This window comes from Nonomuraea typhae, assembly GCF_009760925.1.
Taxonomy (GTDB): domain Bacteria; phylum Actinomycetota; class Actinomycetes; order Streptosporangiales; family Streptosporangiaceae; genus Nonomuraea; species Nonomuraea typhae.
The window spans coordinates 20,859-44,313 of sequence record NZ_VRLV01000022.1 but is presented as its reverse complement, the minus strand read 5'-3'; the positions used below and the strand labels follow the sequence as shown (position 1 = coordinate 44,313).

The window sequence follows — 23,455 nt, the reverse complement described above, 5'->3', positions numbered from 1 at the left end:
GGCCGCCTGGTCCGGCTTCATCGGTCAGTCAAGTGCCATGAAGCTGCCGACGTCGTCCAGCCGGATCTCGCCGGGGTGGACCGGGTTGAAGATCCTGGTCCGGCATGCGCCGTCGGGGAAGACCAGGATGACGCCTTCGGTGAAGTTGGCCACGCGGCTGTGGAGGCCGGTGCCGGGGTGGCATGCGCGAGGCTCGGGGTTCTCGACGACCAGTTCCTCGCCGTTCGGTGCGGTGAGGATCACGACGCCTGGTGCGGCGAGGGCGGGGCCGGCGAACGCCACGGTCGCGGCCGCCGCCACCGCCAGCATGAGGGGGACGGGACGCATGAGGTTTCCCTTCTGTCGACGGAAAGACCTCCCCATCCTTAACTGACGGCAGTCGATCTACTACTGTCCGTAGCGGCAGCCTGGCGTGGCGAAAGGGTGCGGATCACGACGCCAGCCACCTGCCTAGATCGGCAAATATCCGGAAAGATCGGCGCGTGCCCCACTGGCCGACACCGACCCCTTGGCCATCGCCTCGTCCCACCCGATCCGTCCCAGAGCCAGGTCGATCCAGGTCCTGGCATCGGTCTCGATCACGTTCGGCGGCGTCCCGCGCGTGTGCCTGGGCCCCGCGATCGCCTGCACCGCCGCGTGCGGCGGCACCCTGACCTCCACCGTCCGCCCGGGCGCCGCCGCGGCCAGCCGTTCCAGAAGATGCCGTACGGCCAGCCGCTCGGCCGCCCGCTCCGGCGTGGCCCCCCGGTCGTAGGCGCTCACCACGGCCGCGACCAGCGCGTCGGCCAGCCGGGCCGCAGGGCCGTCGTATTCCGGCTGGTCATTGGCGATGAGCTGCGCGTCGAGCGCCGCCCTGAGCTTGTCGGGGTCGATCTTCCTGGCTGCCATGGTTTCCATTCTCCAACGCCCCTGGCGTCATTACCCTGGGCGCTGCGGTATCCACCCAGCCAGCGTTCATCGACTCGGTGACCGTCGTTCACCAGCGGTTCCGAATTCGGCCGTAACGTCCCGGCCGAACGATTGTGCACCACCTTGGAGGACCCCGTGCTGCTGCCCCTGCTCTCCGACTCGCACAAGGGCGGCCGATCCGCCCTGACGTGCCAGATGCGATGCGGCAACGCGTGCGCTCATGACGTGGCCAACCCCAGCACGAACTCCTACTTCGGCGACATCGCGGCCAAGGCCCTGTCGCGCCGCGGCGCGCTGCGCGCGGGTGCGCTGGGTGCGCTGGTCGTCGGGGTGGGCGTGGCGGGAGCCGTGCCCGCCATGGCGGACGAGATCGAGCTGACGGGTGAGGCCGAGGCCGCGCGCCACGGTCGCGGCCGGCTGCGCTTCACACCGGTGGCCCCCAACAAGGACGACGCGCTGCGCGTGCCGGACGGCTACCGCTCCTCGGTCGTGGTGCGCTGGGGCGACCCGGTGCTGCGGGACGCGCCCGCCTTCGACTTCGACAACCAGACGGCGGACGCGCAGGCCAAGCAGTTCGGCTACAACTGCGACTTCGTGACGTTGTTCCCGATGGGCCACGACCGCGGCCTGCTCTGGGTCAACCACGAGTACACCGACGAGTCGCTGATGTTCCGCGGCTACACCCCGGCCACCGCGACGCCCGAGCAGATCAAGATCGCCATGATGGCCCACGGCGGCTCGGTCGTGGAGGTCGAGCGGGTGAGCTGGACCGGCCAGTGGCGGCTGGTGACCCGCGGGCGCCGCCGGTACAACCGCCGCGTCACCGCCCAGACGCCGATGCGGTTCTCCGGTCCGGCCGCGGGCCACGACCTGCTCAAGACCGCCGCCGACCCGGCCGGGCTGAAGCCGGTCGGCATGCTGAACAACTGCGCCGGCGGCACCACCCCGTGGGGCACCGTGCTGACCGCCGAGGAGAACTTCGACCAGTACTTCGTCAACGGCGACCGGAACAACCCCAACGTCGCCCGCTACACGATCCCCACCAACATCCCGAGCGGCAACCGCCGCTTCGACAAGGTGGACGAGCGCTTCGACCTGGCCAAGCACCCGAACGAGGCCAACCGCTTCGGGTGGATCGTGGAGATCGACCCGTTCGACCCGGATTCCGAGCCGATCAAGCGCACCGCCCTGGGCCGCTTCAAGCACGAGGCCGCCACCACGCACGTCGGCAGGGACGGCCGTCTCGTGGTGTACATGGGTGACGACTCGCGCTTCGAGTACGTCTACAAGTTCGTCTCGCGCCGCAGGTACATCCCGGGCCACGACTCGAACAACCGCAGGCTCCTCGACGACGGCACGCTGTACGTGGCCCGGTTCACCGGCGACAGCCCCAAGACGGAGATCGACGGCTCCGGCCGGCTGCCGCAGGACGGCGCCTTCGACGGCTCGGGCGAGTGGGTCCCGCTGGTGACGGGCAACCAGTCGCACGTGGAGGGGATGAGCGCGGCCGAGGTGCTCATCTACACGCGCGCGGCCGCCGACAAGGTGGGCGCGACCAAGATGGACCGGCCCGAGGACGTCGAGCGCAACCCGGTCACCGGCGCGGTCTACGTGGCCCTGACCAACAACTCCTCCCGTACCCCCGCCCAGGTGGACGAGGCCAACCCGCGCCCGTCGAACAAGCACGGCCACGTGGTGGAGATCGTCGAGGGCTCGGGCGTCACGTTCGCCTGGTCGCTGCCGCTGGTCTGCGGTGACCCGAACGACCCGGCGACGTACTTCGCCGGCTACGACAAGACCAAGGTCTCGCCGATCTCCTGCCCGGACAACCTCGCCTTCGACCGTGACGGCAACCTGTGGATCTCGACGGACGGCAACGCCCTGGGTTCCAACGACGGCCTGTTCGTCACCCCGGTGCGGGGGCCGGAGCGCGGCTACGTGCGCCAGTTCCTCACGGTGCCGATTGGCGCGGAGACCTGCGGCCCCATGGTGACCAACGACCAGCGCAGCGTCTTCGTGGCCGTTCAGCACCCGGGCGAGATCGACGGCGCCACCCCGGACAACCCGGCCAGCCGCTGGCCCGACGGCACCCAGCCGCGCCCGTCGGTCGCGGTGGTGTGGCACGCTAGGGGCAGGGAGATCGGCTCCTGAAATTCGCTTGACCTCAAGTAAGGTTGAGCTCTTACCGTCGTCTCCATGAGCATGGAGATGACCGCGTGGCACCAGCTTTACTCGATGAACAACAACCAGCGTGACCGCAGGCCCCTGTCCAAGGAAACGCTGAAACGCATAGGCGCCTTCGCCCGCCCTCACCGCCGCAGGATCACCGTGTATCTGGTGCTCAGCGTGGTGATGGCGGGCATGGCCGTGCTCGGGCCCGTGCTCGCGGGGCGGGTGGTGGACGCCATCGTCAAGGCCGAACCACTCGGCACCGTGGTCGGCCTCGCCGTCCTCATCGCCGGCCTGGCGCTGGCCGAGGCGGGCCTCGGCCTGATCAGCCGCTGGTTGTCGGCGGGCCTGGGCGAGGGCCTCATCCTCGACCTGCGCACGGCGGTCTTCGACCACGTCCAGCGCATGCCGGTCGCCTTCTTCACCAGGACCCGCACCGGCGCCCTGGTCAGCCGCCTCAACAACGACGTGATCGGCGCCCAGCGGGCCTTCACCGACACGCTGTCCAGCGTCGCCGGCAACGTGGTCACGCTCGTGCTCACGCTGACCGTCATGATCGGCATCTCGTGGCAGATCACGCTGCTGGCGCTGATCCTGCTGCCGGTGTTCGTGCTGCCCGCCCGGCGCATGGGCGTCAAGATCGCCGGGCTGCGCCGCGAGGCCGCCGACCACAACGCGGCCATGAGCACCCAGATGACCGAGCGGTTCTCCGCGCCAGGCGCGACGCTGGTGAAGCTGTTCGGCCGCCCGGCCAGGGAGTCGGCCGAGTTCGCCGCCCGGGCCAGGAGGGTGCGCGACATCGGCGTGCGCACCGCCATGACCCAGTACGTCTTCGTCACCGCCCTCACGCTCGTCTCCGCGCTCGCGCTCTCCCTGGTCTACGGCCTCGGCGGCTTCTACGCGCTGCGCGGCCAGCTCGACCCCGGCTCGGTGGTGGCGCTGGCGCTGCTGCTGACCCGCCTGTACGCGCCGCTGACCAACCTGGCCAGCGCCCGCGTGGACGTGATGAGCGCCCTGGTCAGCTTCGAGCGCGTCTTCGAGGTGCTCGACCTGGAGCCGCTGATCAAGGACAAGCCGGGGGCGCGTGCCGTACCCGAAGGACCCGCGCGGGTGGAGTTCGACGACGTGCGCTTCGCCTACCCGTCGGCCGACAAGGTCTCGCTCGCCTCCCTGGAGGAGGTCGCGACGCTCGACACCCGCGGCGGCGAGCAGGTGCTGCACGGCATCTCCTTCACCGCCGAGCCCGGCCAGATGGTCGCGCTCGTGGGCTCCTCGGGCGCGGGCAAGTCGACGATCGCGCAGCTCCTGCCCCGCCTCTACGACGTGGACGCGGGTCAGGTACGGCTCGGCGGCGTGGACGTGCGTGAGCTGAGCGCCGACTCCATCCGGCGGACCCTGGGCATGGTCACCCAGGACGGTCACCTGTTCCACGACACGATCCGCGGCAACCTGCTCTTCGCCCGTCCGGAGGCCACCGAGGACGAGATGTGGGACGCCCTGCGCAGGGCCCGCCTGGCCGGGCTGATCGAGTCGCTGCCCGACCAGCTGGACACCGTCGTCGGCGAGCGCGGCTACCGCCTGTCCGGCGGCGAGCGCCAGCGGCTGACCATCGCCCGCCTCCTGCTGGCCAAGCCCCAGGTCGTGATCCTGGACGAGGCCACCGCCGCCCTCGACTCCACCAACGAGGCGGCCGTGCAGGCGGCGCTGGCCGAGGCGCTCGACGGCCGCACCGCGGTGGTGATCGCGCACCGCCTGTCCACGATCCGCGCCGCCGACCTCATCCTGGTGATCGAGGACGGCCGGGTGGCCGAGCGGGGCACCCACGAGGAGCTGCTGGCCCTCGGCGGACGCTACGAGGAGCTCTACCGCACTCAGTTCGCCGACCCGGCCATCTCCGAGGCCGCGTGAAGGCTCCGGGTACGGCCCCGCCGGAGCGCGAACAGGCTCACCGGCACCCCCGCCAGCACGATCGCCGCCGCGATCACCAGCGTGAACTGGTAGGCGTCGAGGAAGGCGGCCAGCGGCGCCAGGCCGCTGCCGCTCTGCCGGGAGGTGAGGATCGCGCCGAGGACGGTGATGCCGAGCAGCCCGAACACCTCACGGGAGACGTTCAGCACCCCGGAGGCGACGCCGCCGCGGCCCTCCGGCAGGGCGCCCAGGATGGCCGCGGTCAGCGGCACCAGCATGCCGCCGCCCAGCCCGTAGAGCAGGAACCAGGGCAGCACGTCGCCGTACCCGCCGCCGGCGCCGACGCCGGAGAGCATGAAGATGGCCGCCGCCATCAGCACGAGGCCGAGCGCCACGGCCGGGCCGATGCCGATCGCGGCGGCCAGCCGCTGTGACAGGACGGCGACGACCGCCATGAGCAGCGCCATCGGCACGAACGCGGCCCCGGCCTGCGTGGGGGAGAAACCGAGCACGTTCTGCAGCCAGAGCGCGCTGAAGAAGTAGATGCCGAACACGCCGAACGACCACACGCCCATGCTCAGCAACCCGCCGCCGAACACCCGGGAGCGGAACAACGACAGGTCGATCATCGGCTCGTCCGAGCGGGTCTCGACGACGAGGAAGACCCCGGCGGCCAGGGCGGCGACGGCGAAGGAGCCGAGGATCACCGGCGCCGTCCACCCGGCCACCGGCCCCTCGATGAGCGCGTAGGTCAGCGCGAACAGGGCGACGGTGGAGCCGGCCAGCCCGGGCAGGTCGAGGCGGTGCCGTACCCGGATCTGCGCGGACGGCAGCGACCGATGGGCCACCCAGAGCGCACCGGCCCCGATGGGCACGTTGATCAGGTAGATCCAGCTCCAGTGCAGGCTCTCGCTGATGAAGCCGCCGGCGACCGGCCCGAGCGCCATGGACAGCGCGCCCGCGGCGCTCCAGATGCCGACGGCCCGCCCGCGTTCGGCGGGCTCGGGGAAGACCTGTGACAACAGCGCCAGCGCGGCCGGCGTGAGCAGCGCCGCGCCCACGCCCTGCACGGCCCTGGCCGCGATCAGCATGGTCCCGGTGGTGGCCAGCCCCGCGACCAGCGAGGCGAGGGTGAAGACCGCCAGCCCGCCGAGAAACACCCGCCGCGCCCCGAACAGATCGGCCAGCCTGCCCCCGGCCAGCATGAGCCCGGCGAAAAGGAGGATGTAGGCCGTCGTGACCCACTCCAGCCCCGCGAGCGTGAGCCCGAGCTCCCGCTGGATCGTGGGCAACGCCACGTTCTGCACGTTGTTGTCGAGATAGGTCATGAAAGACCCGAGCGTCACCGCGCCCAGCACCCATCGCCTGCGCATGCCGTACCTTCCTATACGCCGTACTTGTACGACGTATAGGAGAACTTGTACGGCGTATAGTTGTCAACCGTGATGGGAAAACTGAGCGCCGAAGCGATCGTCGAAAGGGCCCTGGAGATCGGTGACGGCGAAGGGCTCGAGGCGGTCACCATCAGACGCCTGGCCACCGACCTGGGCGTCACGCCCATGGCGCTCTACTGGCACTTCAAGAACAAGGAACAACTGCTCACCGGCATGGCCGACCACCTGATCGCCGGCTTCGCCGTCGCGCCCGACGACGGCCGCCCCTGGCTGGACCAGCTACGTGAGCTGACCCAGGGCCTGATCAGAACGCTGCGCCGCTACCCCTGCGCCAAAACCGTCCTGGAACAGATCGACCAGACCCAGGTCCCCAGCTTCCTGGTCGTCTGGGACCACACCCTCGGCCTGGCCCGCGCCGCCGGGTTCGACGTGGAGGAAAGCTGCCTGATCACCAAGTACATCCTCCAGAGCGCCATCGCCATCGCCGACGCCCCGGTCCACCTCCGCACCGGCCGCACCCCGGAGCAGGTCAAGGAGGTCCTCCGGGTCAAGCGCCTCGGCCTGCAGTCCCTGCCCGCCGACCGCTACCCGCACCTGGTGGAGATGGCCGCCCCCATGGTCGGCGACATGGACCCCGCCCTCTACGACTCCTTCGGCATGGAACTCATCCTTGCCGGCATCGAGGCCCTGGCCCGCGCGAAGGCATGACCAGGGCCTCAGAAGAGGCCGAGTTTGAGCATGAGCGCACGGTCCAGGTCGGCGATCTCGTGCGGCTCAAGGCCGCCCTTGAAAAGGCCGAGTCTGCTCGGGTCCACCGAGTAGATCTGGTCGGTAAGGACCCGGGTCTTGACGCCATCGAACTCGATCTCGGGTCGGTAGATCGCGGGACCGGCACTTGTCGAGGTCAACGCCACGGTCACGGTGCTCGTCGCGAACCGGCCGGACTGAATCACTATTCCGTACCGCTTCCCTTGCTGTTCATGGCCGCGACCACCGGTAAAGGGTTTCACCTCGCGGATCGCTCCGCGGAAGATCACTCCGCGACTCCCATGAAGCGCTGGATGGCCAGCATCTCAGCCTGATCGTCGGCATCGTTGCGTAGCCTCTCGGCATCCTCCTGCGCCTGCTCGAGCAGAAGCTCTTTGTAGGCTCGCATGATCGCATAGCGAACTGCCTCTGACCTGCTGCGACTGTCCCCTGCCAGGGCGCGCAGAGCGGTTTCCATGGCCTCATCGGTGCGCACGTTGAGCGTCCCCATGCACTCAGTGTAACACGTTTTGTATTACACCTTCGGTGTCCGCGCGAAGGCCGACAAGGCGGTGCCGAGGAGGGCGACGGTGAACAGGACCGCGTAGGTGCGCTGGAAGCCGGTCATGAGCTGGTCCACGGCCACCGGGGAGAGCTGGGACAGCGTCGCCGCGTACACCTGGTTGCGGAGGGCGGGGCCCACGGAGCTGGTGATCAGGCTCAGCGACAGGCCCACGCTCAGCACGAAGCCCACGTTCATGATCATGATGCGGAAGCCGTTCACCACCCCGAGGCTTCCGCTGGGCAGGGCGGTCATGACCTGGGTGGTGTTGCCGGTCAGGAAGGTGCCGCTGCCGCAGCCGGCCAGGAACAGGCCGACCCCGATGAGCCCGTACGGCGTGGCCGGGTCGGCCGTGAGCGTCAGGACGCCGAGGCCCAGGGCGCTGAAAGCCGAGCCGACGATGGCCAGCGTGTACGGGGAGAGCCGCCTGCCCAGGGCGCCGGCGATGGGGGAGGCCAGGCCCATGCCGACGGGGAGGGGGAGCACGCTCAGGCCCGCGGTGAAGGCGTCCGCCCCGCGCGCCGCCTGGAAGTACAGGGCCACCACGAGGATCAGCGCCGACCTGGCCAGCGCGTTGCAGAACGAGGCCAGGTTGGCGCAGGCCAGCATGCGGCCGGTGAACAACGTCATGTTCAGGACCGGATGGGAGGCCCGCCGTTCCACGACCACGATCAACGGGGCGAGCACCACGAAGATGGCGGCGCCGGTCAGGACCACGGGGCTGGCGGGGCCGCGGGATCCGGCCTCCGACAGGGCCAGCAGGACCGCGGACAGCGCGGCGAAGACGAGGGCGTTGCCCAGCGCGTCCACCGGCTCGCGCGGGCCCCTGGGCATCTTGCGCAGGGTCATCGCGCCCCACACGAGGGCGAGCACGCCGGCGGGCACGTTCACCCAGAAGATCCACTGCCAGCCGGCGGTCTCGGCGATGAGGCCGCCGAGGGTGGGCCCGGCGAGCTGGGCGACCGAGAGGGTGCCGATGTAGACGCCCATGCCCTGGCTGAGCCGGTCGGGCGGGAAGGCGTCGGTGATGATGACGGTCCCGTTGGCCAGGATCATGGCGGCGCCGATGGCCTGGACGGCCCGCATGGCGATCAGGAACCACACGTCCGGCGCGAATCCGGCCAGCAGGGAGGCGGCCGTGAACAGGGCGAAGCCGGTCAGGTAGATCTCGCGCCGGCCGAGCAGGTCGGCCACGCGCCCGAAGAACACCAGGCTGGCCGTACTGACCAGCAGGAACGCCAGCAGGATCCACCCCGACTCGAACGGCCCGGCCCGGAAGTGCCGCACGACCGCGGGCAGGGCGACGTTGAGCGTGCTGCCGGCGATGCCGATGAGGATGAGGCCCAGGCTGGTGACCGAGACGACCCGCCAGGCGTAGCGGAGGCGGCTGGCGTAATCGGGGGAGACCGCGACCATGCCTCCACTATGACGTACGACGTACGTCCGCTTTATCCCCGGGGCCTCACCTGGCCCGCTTGCGCAGCCCCTCCAGGTCGTGGATGACCACCCGGCGCCGCCCGGTCTCGATCAGCCCGCGGTCGCGCAACGAGCGCAGCGCCTTGCTGACCGCCTCCCGCGAGGCGCCGGTCCAACCGGCCAGCTCGTCCTGCGACAGCGGCAGCGCCACCCGCACCCCGGCATTGGTCTTCTCGCCATAGCGCTCGGCCAGCTCGATCAGCCGCGTCGCCACCCGCCCGGTCGTGTCGAAGGCGCCGTACTCGATCCGCTTGCGGTCGCTGTCGCGCAACTTCGCGGTGACCAGCTGCATGAGCAGCACCGCCACCCGCCCGTGCTCGCGCAGGTACCCGGTGAAGTCCTGCACCACGATGCCCGCGATCGGCTCCAGCGAGGTCACCGTGGTCGAGCGCGGCGATCCGTCGATCGCCGACATCTCGCCGATCAACGCCCCGGGCCCGCGAATCGCCAGCACCACCTCGGTGCCGCTGCTGGTGTGCGAGGAACACTTCACCCGCCCCTCGGTCAGCAGCAGCACCCAGTCGGAAACGTCGCCCTCGGTCATGACCGTGGCGCCGCGCTCCCACTTCCGCGGCCGCCCCGCCGCATGCAGCGCGGTCGTCTCGGCGGGGGTGAGCATGGACGTGAACTCGCCGGGCTCAGGGTTCATAGCGTGATTATCCCCGTACGGCCGGCGGAGCTTCTATGTCATTGCCAACAGAACGTATGCATCCACCCGTTCTTCCTTGCCCTTGAGCTCCAGCTTGCCCAGAGGCAGCGTGGTGGCGTCCCTGCCGAGCTGGGAGAGGGTGGTCCCGCCGATGACCACCGTGCCCGGCTCGGCCACCCCCTGCAGGCGCGCGGCCACGTTCACGCAGTCGCCCATCGCGTTGAAACCGCGCAGCTCAGGGCTGCCGATGTTGCCGACCAGCGCGGGCCCGGTGTTGATCCCGACCCGGAACGTCGGCCACTCCACCTCGCCGCCCCTGCTCTCGGCGGCGATCTCGCCCGCCGCCGCCTGCATCGCCAGAGCCGCCCGGCAGGCCGCCGCCGCGTGGTCGTTCTGCGTGGCGGGCGCGTTGAACAACGCCAGCAGGGCGTCCCCGACGAACTGCACGATCGTGCCGCCGTTGCCCAGAATGCACGGGACCGCCGCCGTGTGGTAGCGGTTGAGCATCTCCACGATCTCGCCCGGCGTCACCCGCTCCGAGAACGTGGTGAACCCCTTGAGGTCGGCGAACAGCGCGGTGAGCTGCTTCATCTGCCCGCCCAGCTCGGCCTGGGCCGGGTCGGCGAGCAGCGCCTTGGCCACGTCCGGCGACATGTACTGCCGGAAGAGCGTCTCCAGCTCGTGGTAGAGGCGGGCGTTCTCCAGCGAGATCGACAACTGCCCGGCCAGCGTCGCCGCCAGCGCCTCGTCCTGCGAGGTACGGCCCACGGGCACCTCCAGCGCCCCGGCCAGCTTTCCCTTGACCGTCAGCGGGTAGGCCACCAGGTTGTCCCGCGCGACCGGGGTGAACCCCTCGAAGACGTACTCACGTGAGCCGATGTCCACCCTGCCGTGGGCGACCAGGCCGATCCGGACGTCCCCGTACGCCTGCCGCACCCGCTCCAGCGAACTGGCCAGCAGCTCCGTCTCCGGCAGGCCGACCCGGGTCCGGGCGCTGATGTCCACGAGCGCGGCCAGCCGCTCCGACAGCCGCCGCTCGCTGGCCAGCGCCTCGCCGGCCCGGTCGAGGACGGCCGCCTGGCTCTCGGTCAGGTCGAACTTGCCGGCCAGCCGGGTCGCGGCCAGCGGCTCGCCCCGCCGTACGTGCTCGACCAGTTCCTCCAGCGCCTGGTCGTAGTCGGCCTTGATGCGGGCGACCGTCGCCGACAGCGTGACCGAGTCGAACAGCCCCGCGCTCGTCCCCTCGCGGCGGAACTGCAGGTAGGCGCTGTAGCCGACGAACACGAACGCCAGCGAGAGCAGCACGTGCCACAGCCACCAGCTCAGCCGCCAGTTCTGCTGGGACATCCCGGCGATCATGGCCTCGCCCAGCAGCGCGTAGGCGGTGATCAGGCTGATCAGCATCGCCGCCGGGCGCCTGCGGTGCAGGAGGAACATCATCACCGCCGCCACGCCGTACAGGATCACGCCGGGAACCGAGCCCCAGACCAGCGCTTCGTGGAAGGTGGTCAGCGGCGGCTGGCTGAGCGGGGTGAGGCCGGGCAGCAGCGAGGCCAGCCCCCACAGGATGAGGAAGCCGAAGAGCGCGCCGCGGATGACGTGCTGCGCGTCGAGTACGGCTGCCGCCGCCTTCTCGCCCAGCGGCAGGGCGGAGGCGAAGGCGAAGCCCGCCGCGAGGGAGAGGCCGACCTGCTGGCCGATGTCGAAGCCGAGCGAGCCCTGCTCCAGGATCACCTCGGGCGTGGCCAGGCCGTGCAGGAAGAAGAAGCCGGCGCTGGTCAGGAAGACCATGGAGACGAGGAAGAGCCGGGCGTCCTGCCGCCTTCTGGACGCCTCGCTCACGATCAGGCCGAGGGTGACGTTGAGCCCGGCGACGGCCAGGATCATCCAGAAGTGGCTGGGATTGTGGTGCCACTGGACGTTGGCGTCGGGCTCGGCCAGCAGCAGCCACAGGCCGAGCAACGGCAGCGCGAGATGGACCGCCCAGACGACGGCTCTGACCGGCTGGGTGGCGGGTGGCAGGTAGGGACGGTCGGTAGGCAACGTGCGCCCTCCGCGGTGACATGGGGCCCCGGATCAGTCCTGATTATGCCTCTGCCGGGGGGCCGGTCGGTGTGTCGTTTTACGCGGTCCGTCAGTCAGAGTTGGTAAGTCCAGTTCGTCACTCTCAGTAAGTTATGAATGCGTTATGTAGTTCTTGTCATCTTTTGGAACGGTTGAAGCGTGAATCTCATGCTCACCATGAGCATCAGGTTTCTCTGGAAGGACAACCGTGGCACTCAAGACCCGTGTGCTGCCGCTCGCCGCCGTCGGCGCGCTGGCCGCCTCGCTGCTGACCGTCGGTGGCGTGGCCACCGCATCCTCCTCCGCGGCCGGGGAGGTGCACGCGTGCGTGCACAAGAAGACGCGCTACGCCCGCATCGTCAACCCGGGCACCCCGTGCAGGAAGACCGAGGAGCGGGTGCTCATCGGCGGCGGGACGACCCAGAGCACGTCCGGCGTTCAGGGGCCGCAGGGCGAGCGCGGCCCGGCGGGTCCGCAGGGTCCGGCGGGTGGCTCCGGCCCGAAGGGCCCAGTGGGTCCGGCCGGTCCCACAGGTCCCACAGGTCCTGCCGGTGCTGCGGGTCCTGCGGGTCCCAAGGGTGCCGATGGCAAGGACGGGGCCAAGGGCGAGCAGGGCCCCAAGGGCGACACCGGCCCTCAGGGCCCGCAGGGGCTGAAGGGCGCCGACGGCGCGCAGGGTCCGAAGGGTGAGCAGGGCCCCAAGGGCGCGAACGGCCCGGAGGGGCCCAAGGGTGACACCGGTCCCCAGGGTCCCCAGGGCCCCAAGGGCGACGGCGGCGCGCTCTACACCACCTACAAGAAGACCTCGTCCATCGGCTACAGTTCCGGCACCGCCTCCTGCGACGGCAACGACGTGGCCACCGGCGGCGGCTTCGCCGGCATCCCGACCAAGTACCACGTGAGCGGCAGCGCCCCCTCCGGCGCCGGGAGTTGGACGGTCACGGTCACCAAGGACAACAACGGCGGTGACAACGACTACTCCGTCCAGGGCGGAGGCCACGGCGGCGGTGGGAACAACAACGGCACCGTCTACGTCGTCTGCCTCAAGAAGGTCTGACACGCGGAAAGGGGCCGGTCCGACCGACCCCTTTCCCCGCAACCTCAGCTCAGCAGGTCGGGCAGCGTCGCCTGGTGCGTCTCGCGCAACTGGGCGACCGGCACCTCGAGCACGCCCTCCACGACCAGCGACGTCCCGCCGGTCGTGCCCAGCCCGTAGCAGGGCACCTCGTGCCGCCCGCACAGCGCCGCGAACTCCTCGAACGCCTCCGGCCGGACGGCGACCAGCGCCCGCGCGGCGGACTCGCTGAACAGGTCGGTGAAGGCGTCCCCGGTCAGCGACGGCGACACCGTGGCCCCGACCCCTGCGGCCAGGCACGCCTCGGCCAGCGCGATGCCGAGCCCGCCGTCGGACAGGTCGTGCGAGCCCTCCAGCAGTCCCCGCTCGGCCGCCTCGACCAGCACCGTGGCCAGCGCCGCCTCGGCGAACAGGTCCGCCTCCGGCGGCAGCCCGCCCAGGTGCCCGTGCGCCACGTGCGCCCACTCCGAGCCGCCGAACTCCTCCTTGGTCTCGCCCAGCAGCACGATCCGCAGCCCCTCGGCGGTGAAGCCGGACGGAACCCGCTTGGCCACGTCCTCGATGACGCCGAGCACGCCCACGACCGGCGTGGGATGGATGGCGGCGCTGCCCGTCTGGTTGTAGAAGGAGACGTTGCCGCCGGTGACCGGCACGCCCAGCGCCTTGCAGGCGTCGGCCAGGCCGCGCACCGCCTCGGCGAACTGCCACATCACCTCGGGGTCCTCGGGCGAGCCGAAGTTGAGGCAGTTGGTGACGGCCAGCGGCTTGGCGCCGGTGACGGCCACGTTGCGGTACGCCTCGGCCAGCGCGAGCTGCGCGCCCGCGTACGGGTCGAGCTTGGCGTAGCGGCCGTTGCCGTCGGTGGCCAGCGCGATCCCGCGCGTCGTGGGCTCGGCGCCCGCGATGGCCTCCGAGATGCGCAGCATGCCCGCGTCCGCCGGCTGGGCCAGCACGGTGTTGGAGCGCACGTAGCGGTCGTACTGGGAGGTCACCCACTCCTTGGAGGCCAGGTTCGGCGAGCCGAGGAGCTGCAGGAGCGTGGCGCGCAGGTCGGCCGGGCGCTCCAGGCGGCCCGGGGTGTCGGCGTTGAGCGCGGACTGACCGGCGGGCTCGTGGAAGGGCCGCTCGTAGACCGGGCCCTCGTCGGCCGCGGTGCCCGGCGGGATGTCCACGATGACCTCGCCGTCCCACGTCATGACCAGGCGGCCGGTGTCGGTCACCTCGCCGATGACGACGGCGGGCACGTCCCACTTCTCGCAGATGGCCATGAACGCCGGGATGTCGGAGGGCCGCACGACGGCCATCATCCGCTCCTGCGACTCGCTCATCAGGATCTCCTCGGGCCGGAGCGAGGGATCGCGGAGCGGGACGAGGTTGAGGTCGACGTGCATGCCGCCGGTGCCCTTGGCGGCCAGCTCGGTGGTCGCGCAGGAGACGCCGGCCGCGCCGAGGTCCTGGATGCCGACGACCACGTCGGCCGCGTACAGCTCCAGGCAGCACTCGATGAGCAGCTTCTCCATGAACGGGTCGCCCACCTGCACGGCGGGCCGCTTGGCCTGGGACTCGTCCTCGAACGTGGCGCTGGCCAGGACGCTGGCGCCGCCGATGCCGTCGGGGCCGGTGGCGGCGCCGAACAGCACGACCTTGTTGCCCGGGCCCGGCGCGGTGGCCAGCTTGATCTGGTCCTTGCGCAGCAGGCCGACGCAGAGCGCGTTGACCAGCGGGTTGCCGATGTAGCAGGGGTCGAAGACGACCTCCCCGCCGATGTTGGGCAGGCCCAGGCAGTTGCCGTAGGAGGAGATGCCCTCGACGACGCCGGGCAGCACCCGCTTGGTGTCCGGCTGGTGGGCGCCGCCGAAGCGCAGCGCGTCCATGACGGCGATGGGGCGGGCGCCCATGGACATGATGTCGCGCACGATGCCGCCGACGCCGGTGGCCGCGCCCTGGTGGGGTTCGACGTAGGACGGGTGGTTGTGCGACTCGATCTTGAACGTGGCGGCCCAGCCGTCGCCGATGTCCACGACGCCGGCGTTCTCCCCCATACCGACGAGCAGCGCCTCGGACTTGGGTGCCTTGGTGGCGAACTGCCGCAGGTGCACCTTGGAGGACTTGTAGGAGCAGTGCTCGGACCACATGACGCTGTAGATGGCCAGTTCGGAGCCGGTCGGGCGGCGGCCCAGGATCTCCACGACGCGCTGGTACTCGTCGCGCTTCATGCCGAGCTCGGCGTACGGCATGGCCTCGTCGGGCGTCTCTGCGGCCCGCTTCACGGAGTCGGTCATGCGTTCACCAGCTTACGGAGGATGGAGGTGAAGAAGCCGCGGCCGTCCGTCGAGGGCGCTCCCACGAGGTCCTCGACGGCGTGCTCGGGGTGCGGCATGAGGCCGACGACGTTGCCCGCCTCGTTGGTGATGCCCGCGATGTCGTTGAGCGAGCCGTTGGGGTTGCCGTCCAGGTAGCGGAAGACAACCCGGCCGCTGGCCTCGAGCTCGGTCAGCGTCTCGTCGGAGGCGACGTAGCGGCCCTCGCCGTGCTTGATCGGCAGCACGATCTCCTGGCCCGCGGCGAAGTCACGGGTCCAGGCGGTGTCCGCGGACTCCACGCGGATCTTCTGGTCGCGGCAGATGTAGTGCAGCGAGGCGTTGCGGGTCAGCGCGCCGGGCAGCAGATGGGCCTCGCACAGGATCTGGAAGCCGTTGCAGGTGCCGAGCACCGGCAGACCGGCCTTGGCCGCGGGGATCAACTCGTCCATCAGCGGCGCGAAGCGGGAGATGGCCCCGCAGCGCAGGTAGTCGCCGTAGGAGAAGCCGCCGGGCAGGAAGACCGCGTCGACCCCCTTGAGGTCGTGGTCGGCGTGCCACAGCGGGACCGCCTCGGCGCCGGCCAGGCGCACGGCTCTGGCGGCGTCCTGGTCGTCGAGTGTGCCGGGAAACGTGACTATGCCCACGCGGGCAGGGTTCATGACTTCGTCCCCTCCGAGGATGCGCACGCACGCGCCACCATCTCTTCCTGGCGGATGGCGGTCTGCGGCGGTGCCCACAATCTATCGGGTGCGTGGGCGTGCCTCAGTGAGGGCCTGGGTCAGACGGCGGCCAGCTCGCGCGGCCGTACGTCGCTTTCGTCCCACTCCAAGCGCTTGCGCAGGTGGACGGTGGTGCCCTGGCCAGGGGTGACGCCGAAGGAGATCTCGTCCACGACCGAGCGCATGATCAGCAGGCCACGGCCGTTCTCGGTTTCCGGAGGCGGAAAGTGGAGGGGCATCGAGGGCAGGCCGCCGCCGTTGTCGGCGACGCGGACGTCACATCGGTCGTAACCGATGGCGGCCGTGACCTCGTAGCGGTTGGCGGGCCCCCCGTGCCGCACCGCGTTGGAACACGCCTCGGAGACGGCGAGCAGCATGTCGGCGATACAGCTCTCGCTCACGTTGAGCGAACGCATGGCATCGCCGAGTACTCGCCTGACCATCGGTATGCCGATCGCATCCCGAGGCAGTGCCAACGAGAACTCAATATCCACCGGACCCCTCCCGGCGCCAGAACGTCACCTGGAGTAGGTTTCCCCGAGAAAACAGGGCTAACCGCAAAATCACGTTGTTGTTATTTAGTATTGGTAAGCCCGTGGGATTGTGGCACGGCAAAACCCGGCTTTACGCCGTCGGGGGCAATTCTGGTGCCAAACGTCGCTTCTATCCCTCGACGCGGACGACGTAGTCCTCGATCACGGTGTTGGCGAGGAGAGTCTCGGCCATCTTTCGGACGTCCGCAAGTGCCGCCTCGTCGGCGGGGCCGTCCAGCTCGAGCTCGAAGCGCTTGCCCTGCCGCACTGCGGAGACCCCCGAGAAGCCCAGCCTAGGCAGGGCTCGGGCGATCGCCTGCCCCTGCGGGTCGAGAATCTCCGGCTTGAGCATGACGTCGACGATGACGCGCGTCACTTGGGTCCTCCTGGGGTGATGGTCGGGTGCCGAGGGTCAAGCCTAGTGCCAGGCAGACCAGCGGGAACGCCGGGATGACGTAACGCACGTCATAGGCGGCCAGGAACGGCGGGGAGACGATCAGCGCGAGCGCCGCAAGCCCGGGCAGCAGCGCGTCCCAGCGCCGCCGGACCAGCGCGGCGGCCAGCGTGCCGAGCAGGCCCAGCATGAGGATGGGGAAGGGCAGGTAGCCGAAGCGCTGGTAGGCGCGCAGCCATCCGGCCACCGGCTCGACGACCCGGGTGGCGGCGGGGCCGTTCTCGTAGGACTCGGCGATCTGTTTCACCGAGCCGTTGAGCGGCCGTTCGGCGGCCGGGAACTTGTACGGCGTCTTCTCGTCGGGGGCGGTGCGCTCCCAGCGCAGCAACTGCGTGAGATCGGTGGCCACCGCGCCCAGGTACGCGCCGGGCTGGGCCAGGATGGCCTTCCTGCCGAACTCCCCGGCGAGCTGGTTGCGGTTGGCCGTGCCGGGCACTTTGAGCAGGGGCGAGAAGCTCTCCCACAACCAGTAGGGCGGGTAGGGTCGCTGCTCGACCGGCATGTTCGGGCACAGGACGGCCAGCCGCTCGGGCGGTTTGATCACCGAGCAGTCGGCGAAGCTCATGGTCCTGGACCACAGGAAGGTGCCGTCGGCCTCGGTCAGGCCGAACTTGCCCTTCTCGACCCGGGTCCACGTCGCATAGGCCCCGAGTGGTACGGCTCCCGCCACGACGAGGGCCAGCAGCGGCCGCCAGCCGTATCGTCGCAAGCTCCTCAACTCCGTATACCTCCTGACCAGCAGATATGCGGCGGTGAGCAGCAGCAGGGGAAGGCCGACCGTGCGCGTGATGCCCGCCAGGCCGAGCAGGAGGCCGCCGACGGCGGCGGTCGCGGGGGTGACCCGCCAGACGATCAGCGTGATCGCGGCGCTGACCAGCACGATGAAGACGAGATCGGCCATGATCATGTGTTCCAGCAGGACCATGAACTCGTCGAACAGGATCGGCGTGACCAGCAGGGTCGCACCCCAGCCCGGCAGGCCGCGGCGGCGCAGCAACAGGTAGACGCCGACCGCGAGCGCCAGGCCGAGCAGGTGCTGCAGGACCGTGACCAGGGTCAGGCTGTGCGCGGGGCGCAGCAGGGCGAGCAGCAGCGAGTAGCCCGATGGCCGGGTGGTGCCGGGGGCCAGCTCCTCACGGAGGAAGGCGAAGGAGTCGCCGAAGAACAGAATCGACGGCGGATAGCCCAGGACGGCCAGCAGGCGCAGCCCGATCGCGGGGATCAGGGCGATGATCAGTGCGCGATGTGCTGACAACGGGACTTCGCTTCCTCGGGGGACCGCTGCCCAGGTTAGTAGGAAAAATCACCAAACCGGCCGCCAGACAGGTCAAAGGGAGGGCCACCAGCACATACCGGATGTCGTACCCGGCCACGAACACCGGGCCCGTCACCAGCATCACCGCCGCCAGCCCCGGCAGGAGCGCCTCGGGCCGCCGCCTGACCACGGCCGCGGCCAGCGAGCCCGCCAGGAGAAGGACGAGCAGCGGATACGGCAGGTACCCGAACCGCTGGTAGGCGCGCAGCCACCCGGCGACCGGCTCGACGACCCGGGTGGCCGCGGGCCCGCCCTCGTAGAGTTCGGGCGCCCGGTCACGGACGGGCCGCGGCCCGGCCGGGAACTTGTACGGGTTGTGCCGCCCCGGCACCACCCGCGCCGAGGTGCGCTCCCAGCGCAGCAGCTCGGTGAGGTCCCGGCCCACGGCGCCCAGATAGGCGCCGGGCTGGGCCATGATCGCCTCGCGGGCGAAGCGCCCGGCCACCGCGTTGCGCTCCTTGAGCGGGATCCGGTTGAGCGGGCCGCCCCAGAGCCAGAACGGCGGCGCCGCCCGCTGCCCCACGGGCCGGTCGGGGCAGAGCCGGGTGTCGGCCGGCCGGATCACCGCGCAGTCGGCGAAGCTCATCGTGCGCGCCCAAAGGAACATGCCGTCCGCCCTGGTCGGCGCCGGTGAACCGGTCACCGCGAACGCCCATGCCGAGTACGCCGCCAGCGGCGCCAGCCCGGCGGCGGCCACGCGCAGCACCGGCCGCCAGCCGATGCGGCGCAGCGCCGGGTAGGCCATGGCCAGGACGAGCACCGGCAGCCCGATCGTCCTGGTGATCGTGGCCAGGCCGAGCAACGCCCCGGCCGTGCCGTACCTGCCGGTGAGCATCAGGATGATCCCGCCGGTCACCAGCGCGGCGAACAGGGCGTCGGCCATGACCATGTGCTCCATGAGGATGAGGAACTCGTCGAAGAGCAACGGCGTGACCAGGAGCGTGGCGCCCCAGCCAGGCAGCCCGCGGCGGCGGAGTAATGCGTAGACCGAAATTGCCAGGGCGAGCCCGATCAGGTGTTGCACCAGAGTCACGAGCGCCAGGCTGTGCGCTGGGCGCAGCAGGTGCAGGAAGAAGGAGTAACCCGCAGGCCGGAACGCTCCAGGGGCAGGCTCGCGGAGGTAGGTGAAGGAGTCGGCGAAGAAGAGCAGAGCCGGCGGATAGCCGGTCATGGTCAGCACGCGTATCACCACGGCCGGAGCCAGCGCGCACAAGAGAACCCGGTGCTTAATCGAAGCGCTCCTTTGGATAGCGTTTACCCCTTCTTGCCGCCTCTTGTCGAAAGGGTTCACGTCCGTTACGCGGGGAACCTGGACGACATGGGGCTTGCGCGGAACGCTGTGATGTCTGCCACCATGTCCCCATATGCGGACGAACCACCACCAAGTGATTTGACCGCCAAGAAGGCCGGCCGCCGGTGGCAACCCCACCCACCCCGGCCCCGACTGCACAGGAGCGGCCATGAGCGAGCTTGTCGAGGTCATAAATAGGCACAGCACCTTGGTCGCGAGCCCGGCGAAGGAGGACTCGTGACCGTCGACGCCTCTCGTGACGAAGCACCCCCAGAGCTCGTCCAGTTGCTCACCCCGGAGGGCGAGCGGGTCGAGCACCCCGACTACGACATCGACCTGACGCCGGACGAGGTCAGGTCCCTCTACCGCGACCTCGTGCTCGTGCGCCGCGTCGACCTCGAGGCCGTGGCCCTGCAGCGGCAGGGCGAGCTGGGCATCTGGGCCTCGCTCCTCGGCCAGGAAGCCGCGCAGATCGGCTCCGGGCGGGCGCTGACCGACGCCGACATGGCCTTCCCCACCTACCGCGAGCACGGCGTGGCCTGGTGCCGCGACGTCGACCCGGTCAAGCTCCTCGGGCTCTTCCGCGGCGTCAACCACGGCGGCTGGGACCCCGCCGAGCACAACTTCCACCTGTACACCATCGTGATCGGCAGCCAGACGCTGCACGCCGTCGGCTACGCCATGGGCCTGCAGCGCGACAGCGGCGAGGGCGCCACGATCGTGTACTTCGGCGACGGCGCCTCCTCCCAGGGCGACGTCAACGAGTCGTTCGTCTGGGCCAGCGTCTTCAACGCCCCGATCGTCTTCTTCTGCCAGAACAACCAGTGGGCCATCTCCGAGCCCATCGAGAAGCAGAGCCGCATCCCGCTGTACCGGCGCGCCTCCGGGTTCGGCTTCCCCGGCATCCGCGTGGACGGCAACGACGTCTTCGCCTGCCTCGCCGTCACCCGCAAGGCGCTGGCCGACGCGCGCAGCGGGCAGGGCCCCACGCTGGTCGAGGCGTTCACCTACCGCATGGGCGCCCACACCACCACCGACGACCCCACCCGCTACCGGGTCGCCTCGGAGCTGGAAGCCTGGAAGCTCAAGGACCCGATCGAGCGGGTCAAGGCGTACCTGTTCAAACAGGAGCTGGCCGACCAGGAGTTCATCGACGGCGTCGAGGCCGAGGCCGACCAGCTCGGCGCCGACCTGCGCCGCCGCTGCCTGGCCATGCCCGACCCGGAGCCGCTCGACATCTTCGACCACGTCTACCGCGAGCCGCACGCGTTGATCGACGAGGAGCGGGCCCAGTTCGCCGCCTACTTGGAAGGGTTTGAGAAGTGACGGTGCTCAGCCTGTCCAAGGCGCTCAACGAGGGAATGCGCAAGGCGATGGAGGACGACCCCAAGGTCCTCATCATGGGCGAGGACGTCGGCAAGCTCGGCGGCGTCTTCCGCGTCACCGACGGCCTGCAGAAGGACTTCGGCGACGACCGGGTCATCGACACCCCGCTCGCCGAGTCCGGCATCATCGGCACCGCGATCGGCCTCGCGCTGCGCGGCTTCCGCCCGGTGTGCGAGATCCAGTTCGACGGCTTCGTCTTCCCGGCCGCCGACCAGATCATCACCCAGCTCGCCAAGATGCCGATGCGTTCGCTCGGGGCGATCAAGCTGCCCGTGGTCGTGCGCATCCCGTGCGGCGGCGGCATAGGGGCCGTCGAGCACCACAGCGAGTCGCCGGAGTCGTACTTCACCCACACCGCCGGGCTGCGCGTCGTCGCCTGCTCCAACCCGCTGGACGCCTACTCGATGATCCAGCAGGCCATCCGCAGCGACGACCCGGTCATCTTCTTCGAGCCCAAGCGCCGCTACTGGGAGAAGGCCGAGGTCGACACCGCGAGCACCGACTGGTGGACCCCCTTCGACCAGGCCAGCGTGGTACGGCACGGCGAAGACGTCACGCTCGTCGCCTACGGCCCCATGGTCAAGACCTGCCTGGAGGCGGCCAACGCCGCCGCCGAGGAGGGCCGCTCCCTGGAGGTCGTCGACCTGCGCTCGCTGAACCCGCTCGACACCCCGCGCCTCATGGAGTCGGTCCGCAAGACCGGCCGGGTCGTCATCGTCCACGAGGCGCCCGTCTACAGCGGTTTCGGCGCCGAGCTGGCCGCGCGGATCACCGAGCAGTGCTTCTACCACCTGGAGGCGCCGGTACTCCGGGTCGGCGGGTTCTCCACCCCCTACCCGCCGTCCAAGCTCGAGGAGCACTACCTCCCCGACCTGGACAGGGTGCTCGACGCCGTCGACCGCACCTACGCCTACTGAGAGGGGGACCCCGCATGCGACGCGAGTTCAAGCTCCCCGACGTGGGCGAGGGACTGACCGAGGCGGAGATCGTCCGCTGGCACGTGAAGGCGGGCGACGCGGTCAAGGTCAACCAGATCGTGGTCGAGATCGAGACGGCCAAGTCCATCGTCGAGCTGCCCATCCCGTGGGACGGCGTGGTCGCCGACCTGCTGGCCGACGAGGGGCAGACGATCGACGTGGGCCTGCCGATCATCGCCGTCGACACGGAGGCCGCCGGAGGGCCCGGGGACGCCGCAAAGGCGGGGGACACCGGGCAGGCCAGGCCCGCCGACTCCGCCCAGGCAGACGACCAGCGCTCCCAGGCGCTGGCCGACGACATGGTGCCCCGCCCGCCGGCGGAAGGCGCCGTGGAGCCGGGGGTTCAGGGCAGCCCGGCGCCCAAGGAGGAGCGCCAGGCGGTGCTGGTCGGCTACGGCGTCAAGACCGGTGCCGCCAAGCGCCGCCCCCGCAAAGCCGGAGCCCCAGCCGGACCGGCCGCACAAGCAGCGCCCGCACCAGCAGCGCCCGCACAGGCACCGGCCCGCACCGCACCAGCCCCCGCCCCGGCCCCGGCCCCCCAAGCTCCCGCCACGCAGGCACCCCCCGCGCCTGCGTCCGCCGAGCCCGGCCGGGTGGCCGTCCTGGCCAAGCCGCCGGTCAGGAAGCTGGCCAAGGACCTGGGCGTGGACCTGGCGGTCCTCAGCGGCAGTGGCCCGGAAGGCTCCATCACCAGGGACGACGTGCACGCAGCCGCCGAGGGTGCCGCCGTGCCCCAACGGCCCGCCGTACCGCAGGAGGGGGAGGAGCGCATCCCGGTCAAGGGCGTGCGCAAGATGACCGCCCAGGCCATGGTGGCCAGCGCGTTCACCGCCCCGCACGTCACCGAGTTCCTGCAACTGGACGTCACCGAGACCATGGACGCCGTCAGGCGGCTGCGGGAGCTGCCTGACTTCGCCGAGGTCAAGGTCTCGCCGCTGCTGCTGGTGGCCAAGGCGGTGCTGGTGGCGGCCAAGCGGTATCCGATGATCAACTCCTCGTGGGACGAGCGGGCGCAGGAGATCGTGGTCAAGCACTACGTGAACCTGGGCATCGCCGCCGCCACCCCGCGCGGGCTGGTGGTGCCGAACGTCAAGGCCGCGCACACGCTCTCGCTGCCGGAGCTGGCGGGGGAGCTGGGCAAGCTGACGGAGACGGCGCGGGCGGGCAGGACGCAGCCGGCGGAGATGTCCGGCGGCACGTTCACGATCACGAACGTGGGCGTGTTCGGCGTGGACGCCGGCACGCCGATCATCAACCCGGGCGAGTCCGCGATCCTGGCGTTCGGCCAGGTGAAGGACATGCCGTGGGTGGTCGACGGCGAGCTGGCGGTGCGGAAGGTGACGACGCTGGCGTTGTCGTTCGACCACCGGGTCATCGACGGCGAGCTGGGCTCGCTGTTCCTGCGTGACGTGGGCGCGATGTTGCAGGACCCGCTGCGGATGCTCGTCTGGAGCTGATCCGCTAGAGCGGGAGAAGCCGCCACCGGTTGCCGGTGGCGGCTTCTGTTGTGTTCTGTGCGATTGG

21 protein-coding genes are annotated in these 23,455 nt (G+C 70.4%); 7 read left to right on the top strand and 14 right to left on the bottom strand.

Annotated elements, in window-relative coordinates; translation table 11 throughout:
* Positions 1-24: 24 nt before the first annotated feature.
* Both FVE25_RS49325 and FVE25_RS49320 read right to left on the bottom strand, forming a co-directional pair.
* Positions 25-327, bottom strand: a complete 303-nt coding sequence (locus FVE25_RS49325; RefSeq protein WP_157254338.1) for a hypothetical protein — start codon at positions 325-327, stop codon at positions 25-27.
* Between the two features lie 123 nt (positions 328-450).
* On the bottom strand, positions 451-888 hold the full coding sequence (locus FVE25_RS49320) for a sterol carrier family protein (RefSeq protein ID WP_157254337.1): 438 nt from the start codon (positions 886-888) through the stop codon (positions 451-453).
* Between the two features lie 216 nt (positions 889-1,104).
* On the opposite strand from FVE25_RS49320, the gene FVE25_RS49315 reads away from it, so the two are divergent.
* Together FVE25_RS49315 and FVE25_RS49310 are read left to right on the top strand one after the other, a co-directional pair.
* Positions 1,105-3,060 (top strand): PhoX family protein, encoded by a 1,956-nt coding sequence (locus FVE25_RS49315; RefSeq protein WP_157254477.1) that lies wholly within the window; start codon positions 1,105-1,107, stop codon positions 3,058-3,060.
* A 45-nt stretch (positions 3,061-3,105) separates the two neighbouring features.
* On the top strand, positions 3,106-4,986 hold the full coding sequence (locus FVE25_RS49310; RefSeq protein ID WP_157254336.1) for an ABC transporter ATP-binding protein: 1,881 nt from the start codon (positions 3,106-3,108) through the stop codon (positions 4,984-4,986).
* Here the strand turns inward: FVE25_RS49310 and FVE25_RS49305 are convergent.
* Positions 4,950-6,359: a DHA2 family efflux MFS transporter permease subunit gene (locus tag FVE25_RS49305; RefSeq protein WP_157254335.1), complete on the bottom strand. Its 1,410-nt coding sequence runs from the start codon at positions 6,357-6,359 to the stop codon at positions 4,950-4,952. The two genes, FVE25_RS49310 and FVE25_RS49305, sit on opposite strands and share 37 nt — an antisense overlap.
* Positions 6,360-6,431: 72 nt before the next feature.
* Between FVE25_RS49305 and FVE25_RS49300 the strand changes: the two genes are divergently transcribed.
* On the top strand, positions 6,432-7,088 hold the full coding sequence (locus FVE25_RS49300) for a TetR/AcrR family transcriptional regulator (protein ID WP_246268711.1): 657 nt from the start codon (positions 6,432-6,434) through the stop codon (positions 7,086-7,088).
* A gap of 8 nt (positions 7,089-7,096) precedes the next feature.
* On the opposite strand, the gene FVE25_RS49295 is transcribed toward FVE25_RS49300, so the two are convergent.
* Genes FVE25_RS49295 through FVE25_RS49275 form a run of 5 tightly spaced genes read right to left on the bottom strand, consistent with a single transcriptional unit; the run spans position 7,097 to position 11,857 of the window.
* A complete protein-coding gene (locus FVE25_RS49295) occupies positions 7,097-7,417 on the bottom strand; it encodes a type II toxin-antitoxin system PemK/MazF family toxin (RefSeq protein ID WP_157254333.1) in 321 nt (106 codons plus the stop codon).
* Positions 7,414-7,638: a hypothetical protein gene (locus FVE25_RS49290; protein ID WP_246268685.1), complete on the bottom strand. Its 225-nt coding sequence runs from the start codon at positions 7,636-7,638 to the stop codon at positions 7,414-7,416. Before FVE25_RS49290 ends, FVE25_RS49295 begins: the two co-directional genes overlap by 4 nt.
* A 24-nt stretch (positions 7,639-7,662) precedes the next feature.
* On the bottom strand, positions 7,663-9,105 hold the full coding sequence (locus tag FVE25_RS49285; RefSeq protein WP_157254332.1) for an MFS transporter: 1,443 nt from the start codon (positions 9,103-9,105) through the stop codon (positions 7,663-7,665).
* A gap of 46 nt (positions 9,106-9,151) precedes the next feature.
* Positions 9,152-9,814, bottom strand: a complete 663-nt coding sequence (locus FVE25_RS49280) for a Crp/Fnr family transcriptional regulator (RefSeq protein ID WP_157254331.1) — start codon at positions 9,812-9,814, stop codon at positions 9,152-9,154.
* Positions 9,815-9,847: 33 nt separating this feature from the next.
* Positions 9,848-11,857: an adenylate/guanylate cyclase domain-containing protein gene (locus FVE25_RS49275; RefSeq protein WP_219825986.1), complete on the bottom strand. Its 2,010-nt coding sequence runs from the start codon at positions 11,855-11,857 to the stop codon at positions 9,848-9,850.
* 229 nt (positions 11,858-12,086) lie between these two features.
* On the opposite strand from FVE25_RS49275, the gene FVE25_RS49270 reads away from it, so the two are divergent.
* The gene (locus tag FVE25_RS49270; RefSeq protein ID WP_157254330.1) at positions 12,087-12,935 is read left to right on the top strand and encodes a collagen-like domain-containing protein; all 849 of its coding nucleotides are present in this window, start codon (positions 12,087-12,089) and stop codon (positions 12,933-12,935) included.
* A 44-nt stretch (positions 12,936-12,979) separates the two neighbouring features.
* Here FVE25_RS49270 and purL read toward each other — a convergent pair whose 3' ends face one another.
* The 6 genes from purL to FVE25_RS57260 all read right to left on the bottom strand — a co-directional run bounded on the left by purL (position 12,980) and on the right by FVE25_RS57260 (position 19,457).
* Positions 12,980-15,235, bottom strand: coding sequence for a phosphoribosylformylglycinamidine synthase subunit PurL (purL, locus tag FVE25_RS49265; protein ID WP_157254329.1), 2,256 nt, complete (start codon positions 15,233-15,235; stop codon positions 12,980-12,982).
* Positions 15,232-15,915 carry a phosphoribosylformylglycinamidine synthase subunit PurQ gene (purQ, locus tag FVE25_RS49260; protein ID WP_157254328.1) on the bottom strand — a complete coding sequence of 228 codons (684 nt, stop codon included), beginning with the start codon at positions 15,913-15,915 and terminating at the stop codon, positions 15,232-15,234. The genes purL and purQ overlap by 4 nt, the downstream gene beginning before the upstream one ends.
* A 119-nt stretch (positions 15,916-16,034) precedes the next feature.
* Positions 16,035-16,418 (bottom strand): ATP-binding protein, encoded by a 384-nt coding sequence (locus tag FVE25_RS49255; protein ID WP_157254327.1) that lies wholly within the window; start codon positions 16,416-16,418, stop codon positions 16,035-16,037.
* Between the two features lie 220 nt (positions 16,419-16,638).
* Entirely contained in the window at positions 16,639-16,884 is a 246-nt protein-coding gene (purS, locus tag FVE25_RS49250; protein ID WP_157254326.1) for a phosphoribosylformylglycinamidine synthase subunit PurS, read from the bottom strand.
* Positions 16,802-18,160, bottom strand: a complete 1,359-nt coding sequence (locus FVE25_RS49245; protein ID WP_425489535.1) for a hypothetical protein — start codon at positions 18,158-18,160, stop codon at positions 16,802-16,804. Before FVE25_RS49245 ends, purS begins: the two co-directional genes overlap by 83 nt.
* On the bottom strand, positions 18,096-19,457 hold the full coding sequence (locus FVE25_RS57260) for a hypothetical protein (protein ID WP_425489533.1): 1,362 nt from the start codon (positions 19,455-19,457) through the stop codon (positions 18,096-18,098). Before FVE25_RS57260 ends, FVE25_RS49245 begins: the two co-directional genes overlap by 65 nt.
* 348 nt (positions 19,458-19,805) lie before the next feature.
* On the opposite strand from FVE25_RS57260, the gene pdhA reads away from it, so the two are divergent.
* The 3 genes from pdhA to FVE25_RS49230 are packed head-to-tail and all read left to right on the top strand — an operon-like array spanning position 19,806 to position 23,388.
* The gene (gene pdhA / locus FVE25_RS49240) at positions 19,806-20,894 is read left to right on the top strand and encodes a pyruvate dehydrogenase (acetyl-transferring) E1 component subunit alpha (protein WP_157254324.1); all 1,089 of its coding nucleotides are present in this window, start codon (positions 19,806-19,808) and stop codon (positions 20,892-20,894) included.
* The gene (locus FVE25_RS49235; protein ID WP_157254323.1) at positions 20,891-21,871 is read left to right on the top strand and encodes an alpha-ketoacid dehydrogenase subunit beta; all 981 of its coding nucleotides are present in this window, start codon (positions 20,891-20,893) and stop codon (positions 21,869-21,871) included. Before pdhA ends, FVE25_RS49235 begins: the two co-directional genes overlap by 4 nt.
* Before the next feature lie 14 nt (positions 21,872-21,885).
* The gene (locus FVE25_RS49230) at positions 21,886-23,388 is read left to right on the top strand and encodes a dihydrolipoamide acetyltransferase family protein (protein ID WP_157254322.1); all 1,503 of its coding nucleotides are present in this window, start codon (positions 21,886-21,888) and stop codon (positions 23,386-23,388) included.
* Positions 23,389-23,455: the final 67 nt, after the last annotated feature.